Annotated in this window: 15 protein-coding genes; 6 read left to right on the forward strand and 9 right to left on the reverse strand. The window is 52.1% G+C overall.

The window, feature by feature from the left end:
- Positions 1-352: 352 nt before the first annotated feature.
- Entirely contained in the window at positions 353-1,126 is a 774-nt protein-coding gene (locus ACH5Y9_RS16720) for a VWA domain-containing protein (protein ID WP_319960492.1), read from the forward strand.
- Positions 1,127-1,312: 186 nt separating this feature from the next.
- Here ACH5Y9_RS16720 and ACH5Y9_RS16725 read toward each other — a convergent pair whose 3' ends face one another.
- On the reverse strand, positions 1,313-2,980 hold the full coding sequence (locus ACH5Y9_RS16725) for a serine/threonine-protein kinase (RefSeq protein ID WP_445366902.1): 1,668 nt from the start codon (positions 2,978-2,980) through the stop codon (positions 1,313-1,315).
- Between the two features lie 315 nt (positions 2,981-3,295).
- Here ACH5Y9_RS16725 and ACH5Y9_RS16730 point away from each other — a divergent pair, with 315 nt between their 5' ends.
- The 5 genes from ACH5Y9_RS16730 (at position 3,296) to ACH5Y9_RS16750 (ending at position 9,733) form a co-directional block, all read left to right on the forward strand.
- Positions 3,296-5,044, forward strand: coding sequence for a DVUA0089 family protein (locus tag ACH5Y9_RS16730; RefSeq protein WP_033157131.1), 1,749 nt, complete (start codon positions 3,296-3,298; stop codon positions 5,042-5,044).
- 118 nt (positions 5,045-5,162) lie between these two features.
- Positions 5,163-5,954 carry an alpha/beta fold hydrolase gene (locus ACH5Y9_RS16735; RefSeq protein ID WP_445366903.1) on the forward strand — a complete coding sequence of 264 codons (792 nt, stop codon included), beginning with the start codon at positions 5,163-5,165 and terminating at the stop codon, positions 5,952-5,954.
- Between the two features lie 67 nt (positions 5,955-6,021).
- On the forward strand, positions 6,022-8,283 hold the full coding sequence (locus ACH5Y9_RS16740) for a caspase family protein (RefSeq protein ID WP_445366904.1): 2,262 nt from the start codon (positions 6,022-6,024) through the stop codon (positions 8,281-8,283).
- A gap of 311 nt (positions 8,284-8,594) precedes the next feature.
- Positions 8,595-9,194 carry a hypothetical protein gene (locus ACH5Y9_RS16745; RefSeq protein WP_445366905.1) on the forward strand — a complete coding sequence of 200 codons (600 nt, stop codon included), beginning with the start codon at positions 8,595-8,597 and terminating at the stop codon, positions 9,192-9,194.
- Positions 9,195-9,223: 29 nt separating this feature from the next.
- On the forward strand, positions 9,224-9,733 hold the full coding sequence (locus ACH5Y9_RS16750) for a hypothetical protein (protein WP_445366906.1): 510 nt from the start codon (positions 9,224-9,226) through the stop codon (positions 9,731-9,733).
- A gap of 714 nt (positions 9,734-10,447) precedes the next feature.
- On the opposite strand, the gene ACH5Y9_RS16755 is transcribed toward ACH5Y9_RS16750, so the two are convergent.
- The 8 genes from ACH5Y9_RS16755 to ACH5Y9_RS16790 all read right to left on the reverse strand — a co-directional run bounded on the left by ACH5Y9_RS16755 (position 10,448) and on the right by ACH5Y9_RS16790 (position 19,728).
- On the reverse strand, positions 10,448-11,818 hold the full coding sequence (locus ACH5Y9_RS16755; RefSeq protein ID WP_445366907.1) for a hypothetical protein: 1,371 nt from the start codon (positions 11,816-11,818) through the stop codon (positions 10,448-10,450).
- Between the two features lie 668 nt (positions 11,819-12,486).
- Positions 12,487-13,236 (reverse strand): PEP-CTERM/exosortase system-associated acyltransferase, encoded by a 750-nt coding sequence (locus ACH5Y9_RS16760; protein ID WP_033157138.1) that lies wholly within the window; start codon positions 13,234-13,236, stop codon positions 12,487-12,489.
- Positions 13,237-13,611: 375 nt separating this feature from the next.
- Positions 13,612-14,565 carry a glycosyltransferase family 2 protein gene (locus tag ACH5Y9_RS16765; protein ID WP_445366908.1) on the reverse strand — a complete coding sequence of 318 codons (954 nt, stop codon included), beginning with the start codon at positions 14,563-14,565 and terminating at the stop codon, positions 13,612-13,614.
- Positions 14,558-15,760, reverse strand: coding sequence for a glycosyltransferase family 4 protein (locus tag ACH5Y9_RS16770; protein WP_445366909.1), 1,203 nt, complete (start codon positions 15,758-15,760; stop codon positions 14,558-14,560). The genes ACH5Y9_RS16765 and ACH5Y9_RS16770 overlap by 8 nt, the downstream gene beginning before the upstream one ends.
- A gap of 22 nt (positions 15,761-15,782) precedes the next feature.
- Entirely contained in the window at positions 15,783-16,652 is an 870-nt protein-coding gene (locus tag ACH5Y9_RS16775; protein WP_445366910.1) for a glycosyltransferase family 2 protein, read from the reverse strand.
- Positions 16,649-17,440, reverse strand: coding sequence for a glycosyltransferase family 2 protein (locus tag ACH5Y9_RS16780; RefSeq protein WP_445366911.1), 792 nt, complete (start codon positions 17,438-17,440; stop codon positions 16,649-16,651). Before ACH5Y9_RS16780 ends, ACH5Y9_RS16775 begins: the two co-directional genes overlap by 4 nt.
- Before the next feature lie 3 nt (positions 17,441-17,443).
- Positions 17,444-18,388 (reverse strand): class I SAM-dependent methyltransferase, encoded by a 945-nt coding sequence (locus tag ACH5Y9_RS16785; protein ID WP_445366912.1) that lies wholly within the window; start codon positions 18,386-18,388, stop codon positions 17,444-17,446.
- 20 nt (positions 18,389-18,408) lie between these two features.
- Entirely contained in the window at positions 18,409-19,728 is a 1,320-nt protein-coding gene (locus ACH5Y9_RS16790; RefSeq protein ID WP_445366913.1) for a lipopolysaccharide biosynthesis protein, read from the reverse strand.
- Between the last annotated feature and the right edge of the window lie 7 nt (positions 19,729-19,735).

Consider the following 19,735-nt stretch of genomic DNA (forward strand, 5'->3'; position numbering starts at 1 on the left):
TTGCCAATTTACTAATTTGCCTTGCAACCGGCACGGCAAGTCTTTTATTTATTTCAAAACAACAAATTGAAAACCATCGAACTTCCGGTCTTGAAATCTAAAACCAATCGATAGTCCGCCCCCTAAAATAGTGTCGATTTTTTTTACAAAAAAAATACGTCGAACAATCCGTTCAAGTGCAAATTATTGAAAATAATAAGGTGGCCCAATACTTGCTTTTTATGAATTGCTTTCCCCCAACTAAGAGACACTACCTAGCAATCGGGACTCGTCCAACGAAAACGCTTTGCCAGGTAAAAACGCTCCGAACTGCTGGGGAGTTAACTTGAATGGAACACTTTTTGGAGATCACATGAGAAAAATCCGCAAACTCACTTTGGCTGCGTCAATGGCGGCTACCTTCGCACTAAGCGCATTTGCGTCCAGCTCAGCCAATGCCGGCACCATCCAACTTGGCTTTATTCTCGACGAATCAGGCAGCATTGGCTCATCAAACTGGAATATCATCAAAGCTGGATTATCCAACGCTGTTAATAATTTGATTCCGCTGAACAGCAACTATGAAATCTCTGTCGTGACATTTAGCAGCTCTGCGACCGCGGACATTCAAAACTTCCTCGTCACAGACGCGGCCAGCCGCACATCACTGGCCACGAGTATCGCCAACCTAGGTTATAGTGGTGGCGGCACAAACTTTACAGCGGCATTCGACACCATGCGAACCACTCTGGCGGCGTCTACTTTGAATATCGATTTTTCTTACGTAAATTTTGCAACAGACGGAGTCACAAGCAACGAAGCAACCGCAATTACCGCGCGCAATAATTTGATTGCTGCCGGCGTGGATAACATCAGTATCGAAGGCATTGGTAGCGGGGTGGATACTGCCTATCTGCAAAACAGCATTTGCTACCCGGGTCCTTGCGACACAACCTCACCTTACAATTTCCCAACTCAAGGCTTTTACATTGGCGTTGCTAACGCGACTGCTTACGCAGCCGCGATTGAAAACAAAATTCGCGTTGTGACCCAACCAAATAATACTGTACCCGAACCAGCAAGCTTGGCCTTGACCGGGCTGGGCTTGTTTGGCATCGCCATGTCTCGCCGCCGTAAAGCTGCATAATCAACACTAAGCTGCGCTTTCATCCTGCTAAACTCGGTCACAGACCGGCTTTAGCAGGCTTAGCCGCGACAAATAGCCCAATCAGAATTACTTGCAGAATTATCTGCTGATAATCTGCGTAAACACACCTCTTCCCCCAGATTCACCGCTCTTTGAAAATCCCTCCGCAAAGATCGGAAAACTAAATCAATTAAACCTGAGCTTATCTCGCAAACTCTGTAAGCCCTTGTGCACAGGGTTGACTTCCAAACCTTCCTGTACTTTTTTCAAAGCCTCCGAGCGGTCGTTCTTTTCGTAAAACTCCCACGCCTGCTGTTCCAGCGTATCGGCAATTTTATTGATGCCATCCATGGCCGCTTTGTTGTATGGATCAATTTTCAAAACTTCCTGATAAGCCCAGAACGCATTGCTGCCGGTCGGCGCGGTGAGGTAACCGACATCAAAATGAATATCCGCCAATTCCAGCAAATCCTTAATTTTTTGGTTTTGCTCCGGATTGAGCTCAACAGCGACCTTTACCACTTCGGTAGCGGTTTGCTTTTCATTGAGAGTCCAATAGACGTTCAACCCGATCAAACAAGCCAGCAACACACCCGTTGACCACAGTCCGTAATAGACCGACGTATGCGGTCCGATAGCCGCTAAAAATTCGTCGATAGTGGCGCAGCGATCCTCCTGCCTAAAAGCCAGAGCCTTTTGCAATCCTTTCCATTGCCGGCGTTTAAGCTGCGCAATGGGTTTGGGCTGTAGATTGACCTCCGTGGCCTTTTCCGCCGATAACCGGCCAAACGGATGCTTGCCGCTCAACAGTTCGTAAGTGATGCAAGCCAAAGCATAAATATCGTCGCGCGGATCGGGATCGCTATTTTGCAGTTGCTCCAAACTGGCATAGGCTGGAGTCATAGCGCCCAGCGACCGCGCATTAAAAATCGTCGCGTCGTGACCGTCTGTTTCGCTGCGGCCAATGGCGCAAGCAATCCCGAAATCCAGCACCCTGATTTCGCCGTCGTCGCCGACAAACACATTCCCCGGTTTAAAGTCGGAATGCACGATATTTTTCTTATGCGCATGCGCCAAGGCTTCTGCCATCGCACTGATGATAGGCCAGGCTTTTTTGAAGGGTAATCCGCTGTCGACATGCTCGCGTATCAGATGACTGAGCGGCCTACCCTGCAGGTATTCCATCGACATAAACACGTGCGTGCCGTCCCGATCAAAATCGTAGACTTTAATAATATTGGGGTGAGACAGGGTTTGCGCGCGCTTGGTCTCCCGCTGCAAAGCCACCAGCGCCATCGGATTGAATTGAAAATCCTGGTTTAACACCTTTAAAGCGACGAAAGGCTCTTTATCCGAGGCCTCTACTTTGCGCAAGTCGGTGGCTTTAAACACCATACCCATGCCGCCCACCCCGAGCAACTCTTCGAGCACAAAACGACCTTTCAAGGTACTCCCGACTGTCAGCTCGGCGCGCGGCTGCGAGGGATCCAAGCCTTGCAGCAAGGATTCGGTCGTCAGGGTAGGTGTTTGCGTAGCGGGTGAAACCGGCAGTATCGTCGTCGCCGTAGCCGGCGCCGAAACTATGCTGGTTGCATCGTCCGCAGCGGAGCCCCGTGAAGGCGCCATTTGGGTTTGGTCGTCGACAAACCGGGTTTCGTCTTGCATGACCGATTGCAAACCGCGATAAACATCCGCGCCAATTTTTCCGTTCCGATATTCGTTTTCCAAGAATTGGCGGGCTGCATCTAAAACCTGTTCGGGTTCCGCGCTTAACGCGGCTGCCACCGCCAATAAATCTTCATAGGCTAGTTGAGCCTGCTGAAAGGCTTTCAATGCGAGCTCAAATCTGGACATGGCAAACGACAGTCAGGGAAAGTGTAAGGATTTTAGCCGAAGAGCTTGTTCGTGTCGCGGCAATTGCCCTTGATGGTCTAAAAACCGCCAAGCACCAAAATCGACCAGGATAAATCCCGTCCAGGTCCGGCAAATTCTCGCCACCGCTGCATTTGATCTCTCCCAAGCCCGACGGTCATCAGAAATTTACTGACCACGATTCAATAAGAAAAAGCGCGATTGGCCGACACCGAATCTCCAGAAAAATTTAATTACTATTGAAAACATCAACATGCATCTATAATAAGTTGCAAAAATTATTTGGAATAAATGCTCATGAAATCACTGTTTTTTTTTGAACTATTCTGCTCTAAAACCGCTGTTGCGCGATTAAGCAAACGGCAATCCCTAACCGCAGGCTCGTTAGTGACATTGCTGCTGGCGTCGCCACTCGCGGCAGGCGTGGAATTCGCGAGCGGCACATTCAATCTAACCGGCTCCGGGGCGGGATCCGTGGGCTACCTGCCCTTCTCGCTATCACAAACCACACTGGTCGATATTGCCACCAGCGGCCCCACAACGGACCCCTATATTTTCCTGCTGAGCGGCACCGGCAATTTTACCAGCCTCTCCGTACTCACTCAGAACGACGACGGTTGTAACCAAATAGACTGCGGCGCGGCGGGCGTTTCTCCGAATTTTAACTCGCTGATTAACGACTACCCCTTGAGCCCCGGCAGCTATACTGTCGCGCTGGCAAACTACCCGTTTGCATCAACCGACGCTATCGCGGGTTCCAATATAAACAGCGACACGGGCAATGTGTTACTGATAGTCGGCGACTCGGGACTGATCATTCCCGGCACCGGCACCGGCTCGGGCAGTGCAAGATTGATTAGCTATGCCGGCAGCGGTGGCGCAGTCATTTCCCAATCGCAAATTATCGAATCCACCTCCAACGCCAGCGCTACCTCTCTGGCAATTAATAGCTTGTGCGCCTCACCCACCAGCAGTGCTGTTATCAGCGACTGCGCCAGAATCGCCGGCCTGGGCGCGGCTGCCAAAGCCGATGTTATCGATCAAATCACCCCTGAAGAGATCAATACGATTGCAGCCACCACGGTTGCCACTTCGCGAGCGAATTTTAGCAGCGTAATGGATCGCATCGCCACCTTGCGCGCCGGTAATGCGGGCGGCATCAACCTGGGCGGCACCAAAATCGGCGGCGGCAGCGGCGACGAACTACCGGAAATATTTCAACGCCTGGGCCTATACGGCAATATCGACGGCAGTTTTGGTAGCCGGAACCGCACTGCCAACGAACAGGGTTACAGCTTCGACAATCAAGGTGTCACGGTCGGTGCGGATTATGCTTTCACCGATAATTTTTTTGTGGGGGTGGCCTTTAATAACGCTCACAACAAAGCCGATTTCAGCAACCGCGCCGGCCAGCTTTATACCGCAGCCTATACCGGCTCGCTATACAGCACTTTGAATATTCAGGATTTCTATATCGACGCGCTGGCCAGTGTCGGCGGCATCGATTACGAATCCGAGCGGGCAATGAGCTTTTTCAACACCTCGGCAAAAGGCAGCACCTCGGGCATGCAGTATGCCTCCAGCTTGGGCGCGGGTTATAACTACCACATCGACAAGGTAGTGGTCGGACCTTATATCGGTTTCGACTACGCCAAAACCGAAGTGGACGGCTACCGCGAAACAGGTGGCTCCAGCTTCGGCACCAGCTACGGCAAACAAAACATAGAATCCATGCTGACCAAAGCCGGCGCCAGGGCTTCGTATGCGTGGAGCTTGCCTTGGGGCGTCATCGTGCCGCAAGTTAATGCTGAATGGGTACATGAATCCAGCTATAACGCCCAAGTCAGCGTCGTGCGCTTCGTGCAAAACAATGCCGGCTTTAATATCCGTTCCGACAATCCGGACCGCGATTTCATGCAACTGGGATTTAACGTGGCCGGCCAATTTGCCGATGGCATGTCCGCTTTCGTGGCCTACAACACCATCATCGACCGGGCAAACGTGTCAAACCACGCCTTTTCCAGCGGCTTGCGGCTGTCGTTTTAAACAACCTGGCAAACGGTCGATTGCCGGACGACCAAGCCTCCTGACCACGCTGCATGCCCCGCATGCAGCGTGGCCTATTCTAAATCGCCTGTAACTCATGCGTGTCAAGCGGCTACATTTGCTGATTAAACTAAGTCTGCTGCTTTTCCTGGCAGCTTGCAGTACCCCGGCGATGCGCCTACATGAGCAAGCCACGGCATTCGGCTTTCAGGCCTTAGAATCCAAAGTAGCCGGATTTAAACTGACATCGTTTACCCATTTGCCGCCATCAGCCGGTAAACGCCTGCATGTTTATCTCGAAGGTGACGGCTACCCTTGGGAACGCGGACTATTTCCAGCCTCTGACCCGACCACCCGCACAGCTACCGTCCTGTCATTAATGGCTTCCGACCCGAAGCCAGCTTTATACCTGGGACGGCCATGCTACAACGGCCACGCCGGCGACCCCGGCTGCACACAAAGCTTGTGGACCGGCGCCCGCTATAGCGAAAGAGTGGTAACGGCTATGACCCAAGCATTAACAAAATTCTGCACGTTAAACGGTTACAGTGAAGTGGTGTTGATAGGCCACAGCGGCGGCGGCACGTTGGCACTATTGATAGCCGAGCGTTTGCAGCAAACCGTCGCGGTGGTGACGCTGGCGGGGAATTACGACATCGATATATGGGCCGATCATCACGGCTACCAGCGTTTGCATGACTCACTAAACCCAGCTAAGCGCGCCGGCAAACCCGGCATTGCGGAATGGCACCTGCTGGGCCAACGCGATAACAACATTCCGCCGGCATTATTCCAACAAGCCTTACAGCAACGCCCCAACAGCCACGTACAAATCGTCGATGCCGATCACGGCCATGGCTGGCAAGCCATTTGGCCGCAGATGCTAAAACGCCTGGACCACCAGCCCTAGCCATTTGCGGGGTAGCGGATTTCTGCTATGGTTGCCGGATAAAATCAATCATTCGAGGCGGCACACCATGGCGACACAAAGAGTATTGAACCGTACGCTGGCATTGGCAATTGGCGGCATTTTAATGTCCGCCTGCGCCCGCGACGTCAGCCAGGAAGAAATGGCCAAAGCCACCGAAGGCTATATCGTGGCCGACACCAGCAAACTGTTTGTCGTCGATTGCCTGCTGCCCGGACAGGTACGCAAGCTAGGCTCGCAAATGACTTATCTCAGCGCCCGCCGCCCCATCCGCACGACCGCTGCCGATTGTGAAGTCCGCGGCGGCGAATATGTCGCTTACGACCGCGCCAATTACGCCAGCGCACTGAATATCTGGCTACCCAAGGCGCAGGAAGGCGATGCCGCCGCCCAGCTGTATGTCGGCGAGATTTTCGAAAAAGGCCTGGGCACCCAAGCCGATTACAAAGCCGCCGCGCAGTGGTACGAAAAAGCCGCCAATCAGGGTAACTCTCAAGCACAATTGAACTTGGGCCATCTTTACGAAAAAGGCCTGGGCGTTACCGAAGACAAAGAAGCCGCACTGCGTTGGTACCGCAAATCGGCCGGCCTGGAAGACGCCGGCATTCAGTTCGCGCCCGCCGTCAATGCTCAAGCCATCGCCAATAGCGAAGAATTGGCCACCTTGCGCAGCGAAGTAGCCGAATCCCGCCGCGAAGCGGAACAACTGCGCGAGCAACTGCAAAGCACCCGCCAGCAAACCCTGGATCAACAGGAAAGTTTACGCAAGGCTCAAGACGAGTTGGAAGCCTTGCGTAACAAACTGCAACAACAAAAATCCACCACGCCCGGCGGCTCCAGCGACATCGAATCGCTGGAAAAACAGTTGCGCGAAAAAGAAAGCCAATTAAAAGACCAACAAGCCAAATTGGGCAGTTTGACGCAATCTCTCAGCCAGGAAAGGCAACGTATGAAACGCGAACTGGAAGCGGCGCGCCAGCAAAGCCCCAGCGCTAAAGCTGTCGAAAGCAAAACCAACGACATCGAAAACAAGCTCAACGAAAAAATCGAAACCTACCAAAAACAATCGGCCGAACTGACCGGCTGGCTGACCTCACAGGACAAACTGGACAGAAATCAAATAGATTTGCGCAAGCAGGCCTTACAACAGCAAGCCAAGGAGATTGCCGCGCTGAAAGAAAAATTACAGCATCAATCATCCAACGTGGTGGCTTCGGGCAACGGTCCGAATATCGAATTGCTGGAACCCGCCGTCACCGTCACCAGGGGTATTCCCAGCATTCAATTTGGCTTGGGCGAGAGCAGCAAACGCATCGTCGGCAAAATCGACGCGGCGACCGGCCTGAGCCGCTTGCTGTTAAACGACAAAGCGATAAAAGTCGATGCCAACGGCCGTTTTGAAACCGATGTTAGCCTAAAAGGCGACGAAACCTTGGTGCGCATTGTCGCTACCGACAAACGCAATCAAAGCAGCGATTTAAGCCTGCGCTTGTTGGCGTCCGGCAATGCGGCCGAGGCAGTGTTTCCGAGCAGCAACGGCAGTGAATTGAAACGCTCCGGCGATATTCAATTCGGCAAATTCTACGCAATCATCATCGGCAATAACGAGTACGGCGCTTATCCGTCTTTGAAAACCCCCATCGCCGACGCGAAAAGCCTGGAATTGCTGTTACGCGAACGCTATGGCTTCAAAACCAAATTGCTGATCAATGCCAATCGCCACACGATCATGTCGGCGTTCAACGAACTGAATCAAAAACTCACCGAACAAGATAATTTACTGGTTTATTACGCCGGCCACGGCGAGATCGACAAGAAAAGTCAGACCGCTTATTGGCTGCCGGTCGATTCGGAAACCGGCAATAGCGCCAATTGGATTTCCAGCCAAAGCATCACGGAATTTTTGAGCATCATGCCGGCCAAGCACATTATGGTAGTGGCCGATTCCTGCTATTCCGGCGCGTTGACCGGCTCGGCGGTGGCAAAACTGCCGGAAGGCATGGACGACGCCAAGCGCGAACGCTGGTTAAAAGCCATGAACAGCCGCAAAGCCCGCACCGTGCTGACTTCCGGTGGCGTTAAACCGGTGATGGATCAAGGCGGCGGCGACCATTCGGTGTTCGCCAATGCGTTTTTGAAAGTGTTACGCGGCAACAAACGCATCATTGAGGATTACGACATCTTCCGGGACGTGGCCAATCAAGTACGTGCGTCTGCGGCGCGCGGCGGTTTCGAACAAATGCCGCAATACGCCCCCTTACAGCACGCCGGCCACGAAGGCAGCCCGTTCTTTTTTGTGCCGGAAGTTTAGGCGGATTGGCTATTCCGACTGGAAACCGCCATTTGTCCCGATGAATTGTCGGCCACTAAACTCGATAAGATTATGCGGGTAGTGGTTTAAGTTTTTGGAAATCACGAACTGTCACGGCCGACCCGTTGCGGACTATCATTCGATCTGATTCAATGGCAGCAATCTGGCCGTTAGCGGAAACTTATTGTCCGTTGAATGATATATAGAACCAGGGAGATCATATGCAGATCAATAAATTGTCGTGCCGAAGAGCGTTTTTCGGTAGCTATATGGAAACTATCTAATTCATTGTTAGAGCTAAAGATACCGTGATGCCAATTACACAGAAGGAAATAAACCAAATTGTTGCTCGGATTGTCCCGATCTTTCAGCAAGTACTCAATGAGTATGACTTCAGAAAATATCCAGCGGCTGACTATGCACGGTTCAAGAATTCGTTCACCGCTCTTGCCAACCAGAACAACGACATTGCTGACGCAATGATTTGGAAATGGGGTCATTGGGGAAAGCCCAACTATCCGCAACGCCACCAAGATTTAATTACCGAAATACAGGGGCTTTGGCCGCAATACGTTGCCTCCTTTAATAACAATACTTCTAAGCAGACGTTCCAGTGGTGGAGTGAACACCTCAATAGACAAACCACCTACATCACTGTTGCATACATCACTCATTTGGTTCATCACCAAGAGCCACTTCCAATAATTGACCAACACAACTTTCGGGCGATGAACTCTTTTTTGAGCTGTGTACGACCGCCTGCGCGCTCTAAAAAGAAACCTTCAAATTGGAATGACATTATTGCGTTAAAGCATTTCATGACATCTATTCATGCCGCTTTGCCCGCACAAACCTTTAGTGAACTCGATCGCTTCCTGATGATGTATGGAAGAAACTATGTTGCGCGTTAGCTCTAACAAAACGGTCAAAGGGACGCAAGTTGCCTTTCATTGCTTTTATAGTCGCTCTGTTTACCCTTTATCGACTTTTGGTAGAACAAAAAGATGCAACAATTCAATTGCAGAAGGAAAACATTGCGTATCTTAAAGATCAACTCACAGATGCAAAATCGCAGTCTCCAGACTCACTTGCCCAAAGCTTATCAAGCAGAATCAAGCTTTATGAGGAAGAATTACTTAGGCTTAAGCAAGATAAAACCTCTACGCAAGAGCAGGTTCAAGCAAAGGAGACTGAACTAAAACAAGTGCGTGAAGAGGCGGAAGAACTGACAAGGAAAATTCTTCATGCCAAAGAATTGCTAAGTGATTTTCTTTGCCCATACTGCGGCGCACCGTTAGCAGAGAAAGCTTATCAAGAAGAATTTGTCGAACACAAAGGATACGAGTTCAGCATTGACCACGAATATATAGCATTTGAATGTGGATACTCAATTTTGGATGGCAAACCTGGCGTGTGTCCATCCCAGCATAGTAAACATGAAAATGCCTAACCCAACGCTCCAGCTTAGTAGGGTGGGCACGGTTTTTGTGCCCACGCGGTTAAGGAACTTTTGTGTTTGTGTCGCTAACGCGACGACTGATTTCAATGTCGGTTTCACGAAAAACCTCCCTGTTTTTCGCCCTTCGGGTGCGAACGCATGCAAATCGGCTATCCTGCCGATTTGTCGGCCCGACAGCCGAGTAACTTTTCTTTGTTTGGCCAAAGAAAAGTCACCAAAAGAAAAGCCACCCGAATGCCGCTTATTCCCTGCGCTCCTCGCTTTTGAACGGGGTTGCCGAAAGGGGCTTCCTGCCCCCTTCGGTAACGTGCGGCACATGCCGCACCCCTGCGGGCTGTTCCGTTCAAAAGCAAGTAGCCTCGATGGAATCGAGGAATCGAAGGCCAACACCCTTAAAATTTGGCGAGGTTAGTCTGATGGCGGATGGTCGACACCCTCGATTCCGCTAACGCTGCATCGAGGCTACGCAAGACCAGGATCATAGGATTTGCTGAACAGCGTGAAGCGCATCGTTCGCGATTGGTGCGGTTCGTAACTCTCCACACCCTACGCCTGTTTTAGCTGGTCGCCGCCCACGGCGGGTTTCGATTGGAGTACCTGCCGTTTAGAAACAGGAATTGGTGGCGGATTTAATTGAAATACGCAGACGATTAAACAGCCGGACAAACAACGCCCGCCCGGCTGATGTTTAAACAGTGGAAACTATCATTTCCACTTTTTAAGCAGCCCTTTTAGCCCGGCAGGCTTGGCGGGTTCGACTACGGCGGCGGCTTCGGCAATCGGCTCGGGCTCCGCTACCGGTTCAGACGCAACGACAGGTTCTGCCGCTTTTTTACCGAACAAACCTTTCAGCTTACCGCCAACGCCGGCGGCCGGTTCTTTAACGGCTTCGGCCGCAGTTTCCGCAATTTCCACCACATTTTCCTTAAGCTCAGCGGCCGCTTCCACTATAGGTGCGGCGATTTCTTCCAACTCTTCCTGGATGGCCTCGGCAGCGACTTCGGTCTGTGTTCCCAGCTTTTGGTCCAACTTGGCCATCTGCTGCATGGTGTTGTTCAACATTTGCTTGAACTTGCCGAAACCGCCGCTTTTTTCGGCCAATTTATCGACGGATGACTGCTTCGCCGGTGCCGGCTCGGCAACCACTGCTTTGGGCTTCTCGACAACCTGCGCAACTTCACGCTCGACCGGCTTTGGCGGCTCGACAGGCGCCTGAACCACAACAGGTTCAGCAACAACAGCCGGGACAGGCTGGATAACGGCAGGAGCTTCGTTGATGACAACTTTGGGCTCCGGCTGAGATACCGGCTGCGAGTAAGCAGGCGTAGGCGTCGCCGAATGTTTGGCCGAGTCGGCGTAACGCGCCAATTCGGCTTGATGTTTGGCTTGGGCCTCTGCCAGCAGTTTTTCCGCGCTGGCTTGTTCGCGCTCGCGTAGAATTTTTTGCTCTTCCACCGCCAACTCCAGCTTATTCAGCTGTTCGGTTTGCGATTCCAAACGTAATTGCAGCGGCCCCAATAGCGCATCTTTTTCAGCGACTTTGGAAGTTTCCGCCCACAGTGCCAGTTGCAGCTCGGTTTTGCCTTGTTGTTCGGCTTTAAAGCGCTCGGTAATTTGCGCGGTAAGCGCGAAATATCGTGACCACAGATCAGTCGATTGCAGATCGTTGGCGGCCGGTAAGGCCGGCTCGGTCAATTCGAAACTGGTAGCCAAGGTTTTGATGCTGTCGATCACCTGCCGATTCGCCTGTACCAGCTTTTCTTCCAGACCGGCTGCCCGTTGCGCTTCGTTATCGGCAACGGTTTTGGCGACCTCCAGCTGCTCGGTATTGGCAGTCAATTGCTCTTGCAAGGCTTGCTGCTGCTGTTGCGCCGCATCGAAATCGGCTTGTAAAGCAAGGCGCGCTTTTAAATTAATCGCATTGGTTTTCTTTAAAAAATAAATCCTGATGCTGTAAAACATTGCCGTCAGCAACCACACGGCAAGCGCTAAAGCGCCGGCATATTCCTGGTTTTCCAGCGTAAATCGATACCAATCCGACAGTATGCTTTGAATCATGGGCAAATAAGCTTCCATAAATAATCCTGGCTAATATAGTTTTTATAATAATGACGTAGGCTTCCGACCCGGAACAGCAGATAGCTAACCTGAGACAGACAAAAGCCAGTATATCAGTTTGACTCTGCAACTTTACCGTAAGCTGCTGGAATAGGACAGAAAAACGCCCACCCAAAAACGGCTGCACACCGTCTGCAACGGGTGGCCGGCAGCCTCGGCAAATTCAAAATGGATTGTTTACGTGCGGACTGTATCTTATATAGATTCCCGGTACGGCCGGACCTGAGGCATCAAGCTTTCGGTTTGACGTGTGTGGTTCTTTTCGACTGGCGCTAACTAAACAGCTCAAGCCTGCTCGGTCTGACGTTAGAGGAACTGAGAGCGTAAAGGCTTAACGACGAGCCGCGACGTAATGGCTTTCAGAAGAAGGAAGTTTCCGGGAATAAGCTGCGCGGGGGATTTAAACAATGCTGGCACGCGCGCACTGCGTCTGCCGCATAACTTAGGGCTGTTTTCACGCTCTGGTCTACGGCATCGGTAACCACACTAGCAGCTTACTCCAATCCGGCAGCCGCACCGCCCAGATTTAATAGATCACCAGCGCAAACCGGGCTTTTTTGGATGCGATAAAGTTGCCCTGCAAACCGCTTAGTATCTGAAACTGGGCATGATCGCGCGCCGATACTTTAAGCTCTTTGCCGCTTAGCCACCGATTGCTCTAGCAGTTCTGAATATTTGCGGTAATCCAACTGATAGTCTTTTTGCCACAAAGGATTGGCAAGAATATGCTCAACATCCAATGCATAAGGAATACGCTGACCGCGATGGTCGCAGGCGCCGCCTACCTGTTGCATTTCAAACCCCTCTTTCTTAACCGCGTAAGCCAAAGACGGCGTTACCAATATGTACCACTGTTTAATATCGTTCCGCGCCGAGTAGACAACCGCCGCCCGATACAAACCCCACATAATGCTGCGAGTCTGATTTTTAATGGTATGCAGATAACGGATGTTACCGCTGTCCTTGGCAACTTGTTCAGCGTCTTGCTCCTGTTGCGGGAAAGCCCTCGGGGCAAAGCGTCTGGCTTCTCTCAATACGCAGAGGCGGGATATTTCTATTGATTGCTGGTATTGCTGAGGGGTTATAGGCTGATCGGGAACGCACTTGGCTTCGAAAGGGAAAACGGCTTGGTTCTGATAAACCAAGCGTAACGCGCCCAGCCATTGCCCGGTGTATCGGTGCCGAACCATGAAATGCACGGAATGGCGGTCCCATTCGTCAAACTCCATTTGTTCCGGAAAATTTTCTTTATCCTCATACCCCATTTCGTCGCAATAAACTTGGTATCTGAGGTTGTAATGAATGCGTTTGCTTTCAGGCGTATCAGCTAAAAAAACCTCAAAACAACTATCAAATGAATGCTTTTCAGAAATCAAGATGAAACTCCATAACGTAATTAATCAAATTCCCTAAACATCCGGGCACTACTCTTCAAACTCAAAGAATTGATAACAACTGTTGCTGTTATCCCCGCTCTATCGGTGAAAGACCCTGTCGGTCTTTTGCACATCCAACCTTGTATTTTTTTCCGAATTTTTGCTGAACCATACCGGCGCGACGCCTACGTACAATTAACAAAAAAAACCGGTTCTGACCGGAAAAACACAATGTTGGTTAGGAATCTACAGAGTCAAGATGAAGAAAAACTGTAATTTAGATTAGGATAAGATGAAGATTGGATTAATTTTAGAACCAGTTTTGCCGTTATTCCGCGAAAATACTGGCTTAGTCGTCATAAGGAAAGCATCGATTTACGATCTGCCGTTAAGGCTATTTTCAGAAATAGCGCCCGCCCAATAAGCTTTATGCAAACTCAAGCGTCTGTTCAAGCTCTGCGGCATTCTAGCGTGCATCCCCCCGCCCATTTTATAGCCCAGCCATTTCAGACCGGTGCGCAAACACGCCGAAGGCAGCAGCCAGGGCGCATTTTTCAATAGATACTTCAACTCCGACACGACAAAACGCCGGCCTTCGCCCGAAGCACCGCCAAAGGTCTGCTGCAACCAAGGCGTATGGGCGTGAAAAACGCCAATATCGAAATAGCGCTTAAATTCGTCGGCAAATCCGTAATCGTGGGAATGAAACACAGCGGCATCGCCGCAATAAGCCACCTTCCAGCCGTTTAGCAACATCTTGCCGACCACAAAAGTATCTTCGTTCATGATGGTATTCAGCGGAAATCCGCCAACGCCCATCAACGCGCTGCGCCGGTACGCGGCAAACGAATTGGATATAAACGCCGTCTTGATGCCGAATTGCGCCTTATCTTGCATGCTGCGCAACTGACTTTGCGACGGATAATTGAATAAACGGGCATGCGCGCCGATTGGCCCGGCATTGCGGTGAGGCAATTGCCGACCGTAAGCTGCGCCGACGCTGTCGTCTGTAAACGCTGCCAGTAACTTTTCGATGGCATCGGGGGCCGCCAGCAAGGCATCCTGAGTCAGAAATAGCAAAATATCGGCATCCGCCAGCCGGTTCACGCCTAGTTGCCGGGTGCCGCCATGATTAAACTCGGACTTGGCTATCACTTGCACCTCAAAACCTGCGTCGCGGGCCAAAACCACCGTATTGTCGGCGGATGAGGAATCTATCAGCAGCCGATAATCCGGCTTCACGGTTTGTGCGGCAAAGGCTTGTAACCACGATTCCCAAAGCTCGCCGGCATTCAGAGTCGGCACGATCAGACCCACTTTTTTATTCATAAGACGAACCTTCTATTAAGGACTGCGGCAATTTGACGTGATCGGCTTTTGTCATCACTTTCCAGGCTTTATCGCCTAATTTAACCGGGTCCAGCTGCTGTTCGACATATTCACGGCTACGCAGCGCCATGTCTTGCCAAGTCGCTTGAGTCACCACTTGCGTTTGCCGTAGCACCGCACAAACCGAAGCCTCATTGCGCTCGAACACCAAACCTGCTCCATACATTGCCAAGTGATCCCAAGCCAAACCTTTCGCGACCAACACCGGTCGACCGGCTGCCATCGCTTCGGCGACGACATTGCCAAAATTTTCGCGCATACCGCCCGTTTCTTCCAAACCGGACGGCAACACCAGGAAATGACTGTCGGCCAACAACTGCTTCACTTCGGCAACCGGCAAATAGCCTTTGTAACTGATTGCACCTTCTGCTTGTGCCAACAAGGCTTGAAATTCTTCAAAATAAGCACCATCGACACTGCGGCCGGCGACCACCAGGCGGTCATTTGGCCGGCGCGTTTTTAACCAGGCCCGGATAAACGCATTGATGCCTTTTTCTTGCTGCACATGACCCAGAAAACACAATTGAGTGCCCTCGCCTCCCGGATAGCCGGCGACTTGAAACTCGCGACTGTCGATGCCGTTCGGCACCAATAAAACCCTAGCGTCCGGCCCCAGCACGTCGACGACGCCCGCCGCTTCGGTATCGCTGGTGCAATGCACCGCAATGGCCCGGCGCAAGGTCGGAAACGTCAGCCACTTATAAAACAACCATTTATGCGGCTTCTGCCGACGAATCAGCGCCACATGTTCCGGCATCAAACCGCCGTGTACCGCCACCATAAACGGCCGGCGCAGTAATACGCAAAACAGTGCCGCCAACGTGGAAGGCCAGGTGGCAATGCCGTGGATATAGATCCGGGGTGCCTGCCAACAGAGCTTGAAAATCTTTGGCATGGCGCCCAAACCAAAGCCCCAGCGTCGAAAGCCGTAACAGCGGTACAGCCTGACATCGACTTGCTTGCCCAGCTTGACATCCTCGGCGTGCAAGCGACCGTCTATGGACTCGTCGGCGGCGACCAGCGCCATGTTGTGGCCGCGCTCCGCCCAAGCTTTGGTCAATACGCCACAGGTCACCGATACCCCACCATAGCCTTTGGCCGGCGGCACATGGGTCGTGACAATACCTACATCCATTTCATCTCTCCTGAAACAGTCTTTAAATACATTTTTCCGATTTGCCGTAGGTCAAAAACCCACGCCAGATCCCGACCAAGTTGTAAAACGAATACGCCAGTTTTTGCGGATTGAAGGTGAGCAGGGCCAAAGCCATTTTCAACACCGGCGCGACCATCATCTTGCGGACGATGTAATACCAAATGAACGCATCATGCTGATTGGTAAACTTGCGGATATAAGCGCCGATGCCGGTGGAATACATCAACATCCTGGCCGTGCCAAGTGTGTAATGATCCTTGTTGGCGTGAAAAATCTTGATCTCCGGCGTGTAAAACGCATTGCCGCCGGCGCGCAGCAAGCGGTACAGCAGCTCAAATCCTTCGGCACCGGAATATTTGGAACCGATGCCAAAATCGTGATCCAAATGAAACTGCTGCCTATCGACCCGTTGCAGATCAAAAAACTGAGTAAACTCCACGCCCATCATCCGGAAGCGGTTGAAATAGCCGGCTTTGTGGCTATTTACGCCAATGCTGAACCGGGTAGCGGAAAAATCGTAGGAACCGGCCACCAGAATGGCCATATCTGCGCGCCGCTTAAATTCCGCGACCACTTTTTCCAACACATCCTGGTCATAGGCACAATCGTCGTCCGGAAAGGCGACGATGCGGCCTTGCGCCAAACCGATACCGTAATCCCTGGCCCGGGCGTTGCCGGTGAATTGCACTTTGACATGCTTGATGTCCATCAACGCTCGGTAAGAGTCCAAAATGGCGTCGATCTTGCCGTCACGATTTTGATCGATAACGATCAGCTCGAAGTTTTTATAGGTCTGAAACAGCAGCGATTTCAAAAAATCCAAGACTTCCGCGTCCCTGCCCAAGGTTGCCAACACCAACGAAATTTTCATACCGCACTCCTTGCCCAGTTACCGGCTTTTGCTTGCAAATAAATCGTGGCTTCGTACCAAGTAAACATCAGCGCAAACTCCAAACCGGCCGCACCATCCAAAAAACCGCCACGCAGCAGGTAGTGATAACAAAACCGCGCCAGTATTCGCAGCCAGGAGCGTCCCAGCAATACGCTCAAGCGGCCGCGCGTGGTCATCACCGCGCCGGCGGTGGGTTGCAATTGCACTTCTTGCGCAGCCTTACCGACGTGCTTGTGCATCCACTCGATAATTTCGCCGTGGTAAAAATAATGTTCGTAAGGAATGTCGGAATAGCCGATGCGGCAGCTATCCAACACCGCTTCGCCATGCCCGGTGTGGTTACGTACAAACCGGGTAGTCTCGCGGCGCACCAGTCGGGGGTGATAAATGGGATAGCCGGGCGCATGGTTCAAGCGTTTGCCACGCAGATACAACACCGAAGGCACCATCAACACGTCGATACTGTGAGTTTCGGATAATTTGGCTTCAAACCAGTCGTAAAAGGCCTGCGGATAAATTTCGTCGGCATCGACGAACAAAATCCACGGCGTGTCTATGCCGCATTGACGAATCGCGAAATTGCGTTGCTCTGCAAAACCCGGCCAGGGATTACGATGAATCGCGCAGCCCCGTTCTTGGGCAATGGTCAGCGTGTTATCGGTACTGCCGGAGTCGACAATCACGATGGGATAGCGCGCGGGGATACCGGCCAAACAGCGCGGCAGATTGGTTTCCTCGTTTTGGGTCAGAATAACGACGGTCAACATGGCTTATCGCTTCACCGCGTACACGTTCAGGTAAATGCCCAAACCCAAGGTATCCATTAACCCAGCAAACGGTATTTGCGCATACTTCACCAAGGTGTCGGCCAGCTTGGCCAAGCTGCCGGTTAGACCCAAACGCCTGGATAGCGCGTTGTACTGAATCCGGGTGACTTGCTCGGTTTTAACCACCCGCAAGCCGTGCCGCTCCAACAAACTTTTCAGACCTTTTTCGGTAAAGTAATTGACGTGTTCCGGCACCCACAGGCAGGCGTTCTCTTTGGTACCCAGCAGTTTGACCAAAAACGACGCATAGTTAGGCACCGCGCAGGCCAACACGCCGCCGCTCTCCAGCAGATCGGCCACTTTAGAAATAGTGCGGTCCGGTTCGAGTATGTGCTCCAACACTTGCGACATCACCACGACTCCAAATGCCTGCTCGGACTGATACTGCTCGAACATGATAGGCAACGGTTCATCTCCGTTTAAATCCTGGAACACCCGGTTTTCATACTGGCCGGGATTGATGCTGACGGTGCGATAACCCAGCAAGCGCAAGGCGCGGGTATAAAAACCAAACCCGGAACCAATGTCCAAAGCCCGGTGATTGCCGGACTTGTTCAACTGGTCGGCTTGCAGCGCCATGCGCTTGGCATCCACGATGCAGTTAGGAAACGCCGCCTCGCGGCCCATCACTTCGTCCAGCGTAATCGCTTGCGTCAACGCCTGCCCGGAGTATTGATAGATGGCTTGCAACCATTGCCGATGCGGTGGTTGATTCAAAAATCCGGTGCCACAGCAGGCGCAGCGGTAAATCCGGAAGGCTTTTCTGCTGGCGCTATCGGTATACAGATAGTCCTTTTCCCGCCAAAAACCGATTTTTTCCGCCCCGCAAGCCACGCATGTGTGTAGCACTTCGCCATAGATTTCTGTTGTCATTGTTGCGTATGTCATCGTGTTCACCGTTGTCACTTTTAAGCATCCGCTGCGAGCGGCTGTTGTCTCAATGTTTGAATCGTTCCGGACTTGGCGCGGCGGTCGGCTTGCCAAGGCTTTGCCAAGATTGCCAACACCACGGCTTCGATCCCGAAATAAACCGGATTGGCCCAGGCCGCGCCGGGCAAACCGTATTGGCTGACCAGCACGGGAATAGTAATCGCCGCCGCTACCGCGCCGCACAAGCGGCCTTTCAGCAAGGTTTTGGTACGCTTATGCGCCAGCAGCGGTTGCGCCAGCGCCGTGCCCAAGGCATGCAAAGCACAGCCCAGCGCCATCGCCGGCATTAAATCCACAGCAGCGTGATAGGATTTCGCCAATACCACTGAAGCCACCCAATCCTTAGTTAGCAGTAACAGCAACAAACCAAGCGCACCCAGAGCAGCGACGCTGGTTATCCAGACCCATAAAATCGAAAAGGCCTTTTGCAATTGCTGTGCGGAGAAAGCTTGAAAATAGGCGGGCTGAAAGGTACGGAGCAACACCATCGCGCTACGGTTAAAGGCCTCGTTGACGATCATGTACGTTGCGGCATACAAGCCTACGTCGGCAGCAGTCAGCAAATAACCGATCACATAACGATCGCCCAGACCGTTGATCCAGAAAATCAATTCCATCGGAATCAGGGGCAAGGCATAGACCCAAACCTCGCGGCGAAAAGAGCGGCTGTCGGTCGCTGGCATCCTAACGGCATTGCGGCGCTTCAAAACGATCCAAACCAGATTGGATAGCAAACTGGCCAGGATGTACCCCAGCAACACCCATTCCGGATTGCCGCCCCACCACCAGACCAGCGCTATCGCCAAAGCCGGCCTCAACACGCTGTCAGTGGTTTGCCATAGACTAGCCAGACGCTGCTTGCGCTCGCCTATCGCCAGTTGAATGCCCAATTCCCGCTGTACCGTCATCGCCAACAACACGCCGGTCAGCAAAAACAACACGCTGCTGACCTCGACAAAATAACCGTAGGCAAAGCCACCCAGCACCAATAAACCAATGGCCAACAGGGTGGCTTGCAGCGTCAAACCGGCGACGGCAGCATGCAAACCAGTACTCTGGCCGGCGGTTTCGCATTCCGGCACGATACGCATGCCGGCGCAGATAAGCGGGTAAGAAAACACCGCCACGCCCAGCGCGACAAAGCCGTTCAATAAGGCCACTTGGCCGTAAACCGCCGGACTGACCAGTTCCGTCAATAGGCGCGTACCCAGCAATAAGGCTAAGGCCGAGGCCGCCTGGCCGAACAAGGCCCAAAAGGCATCGCCAAATAATTTGCTCTGTTTCAATGCAGCGAACATCGCCGAT

Source organism: Methylomonas sp. BW4-1 (genome assembly GCF_052474385.1).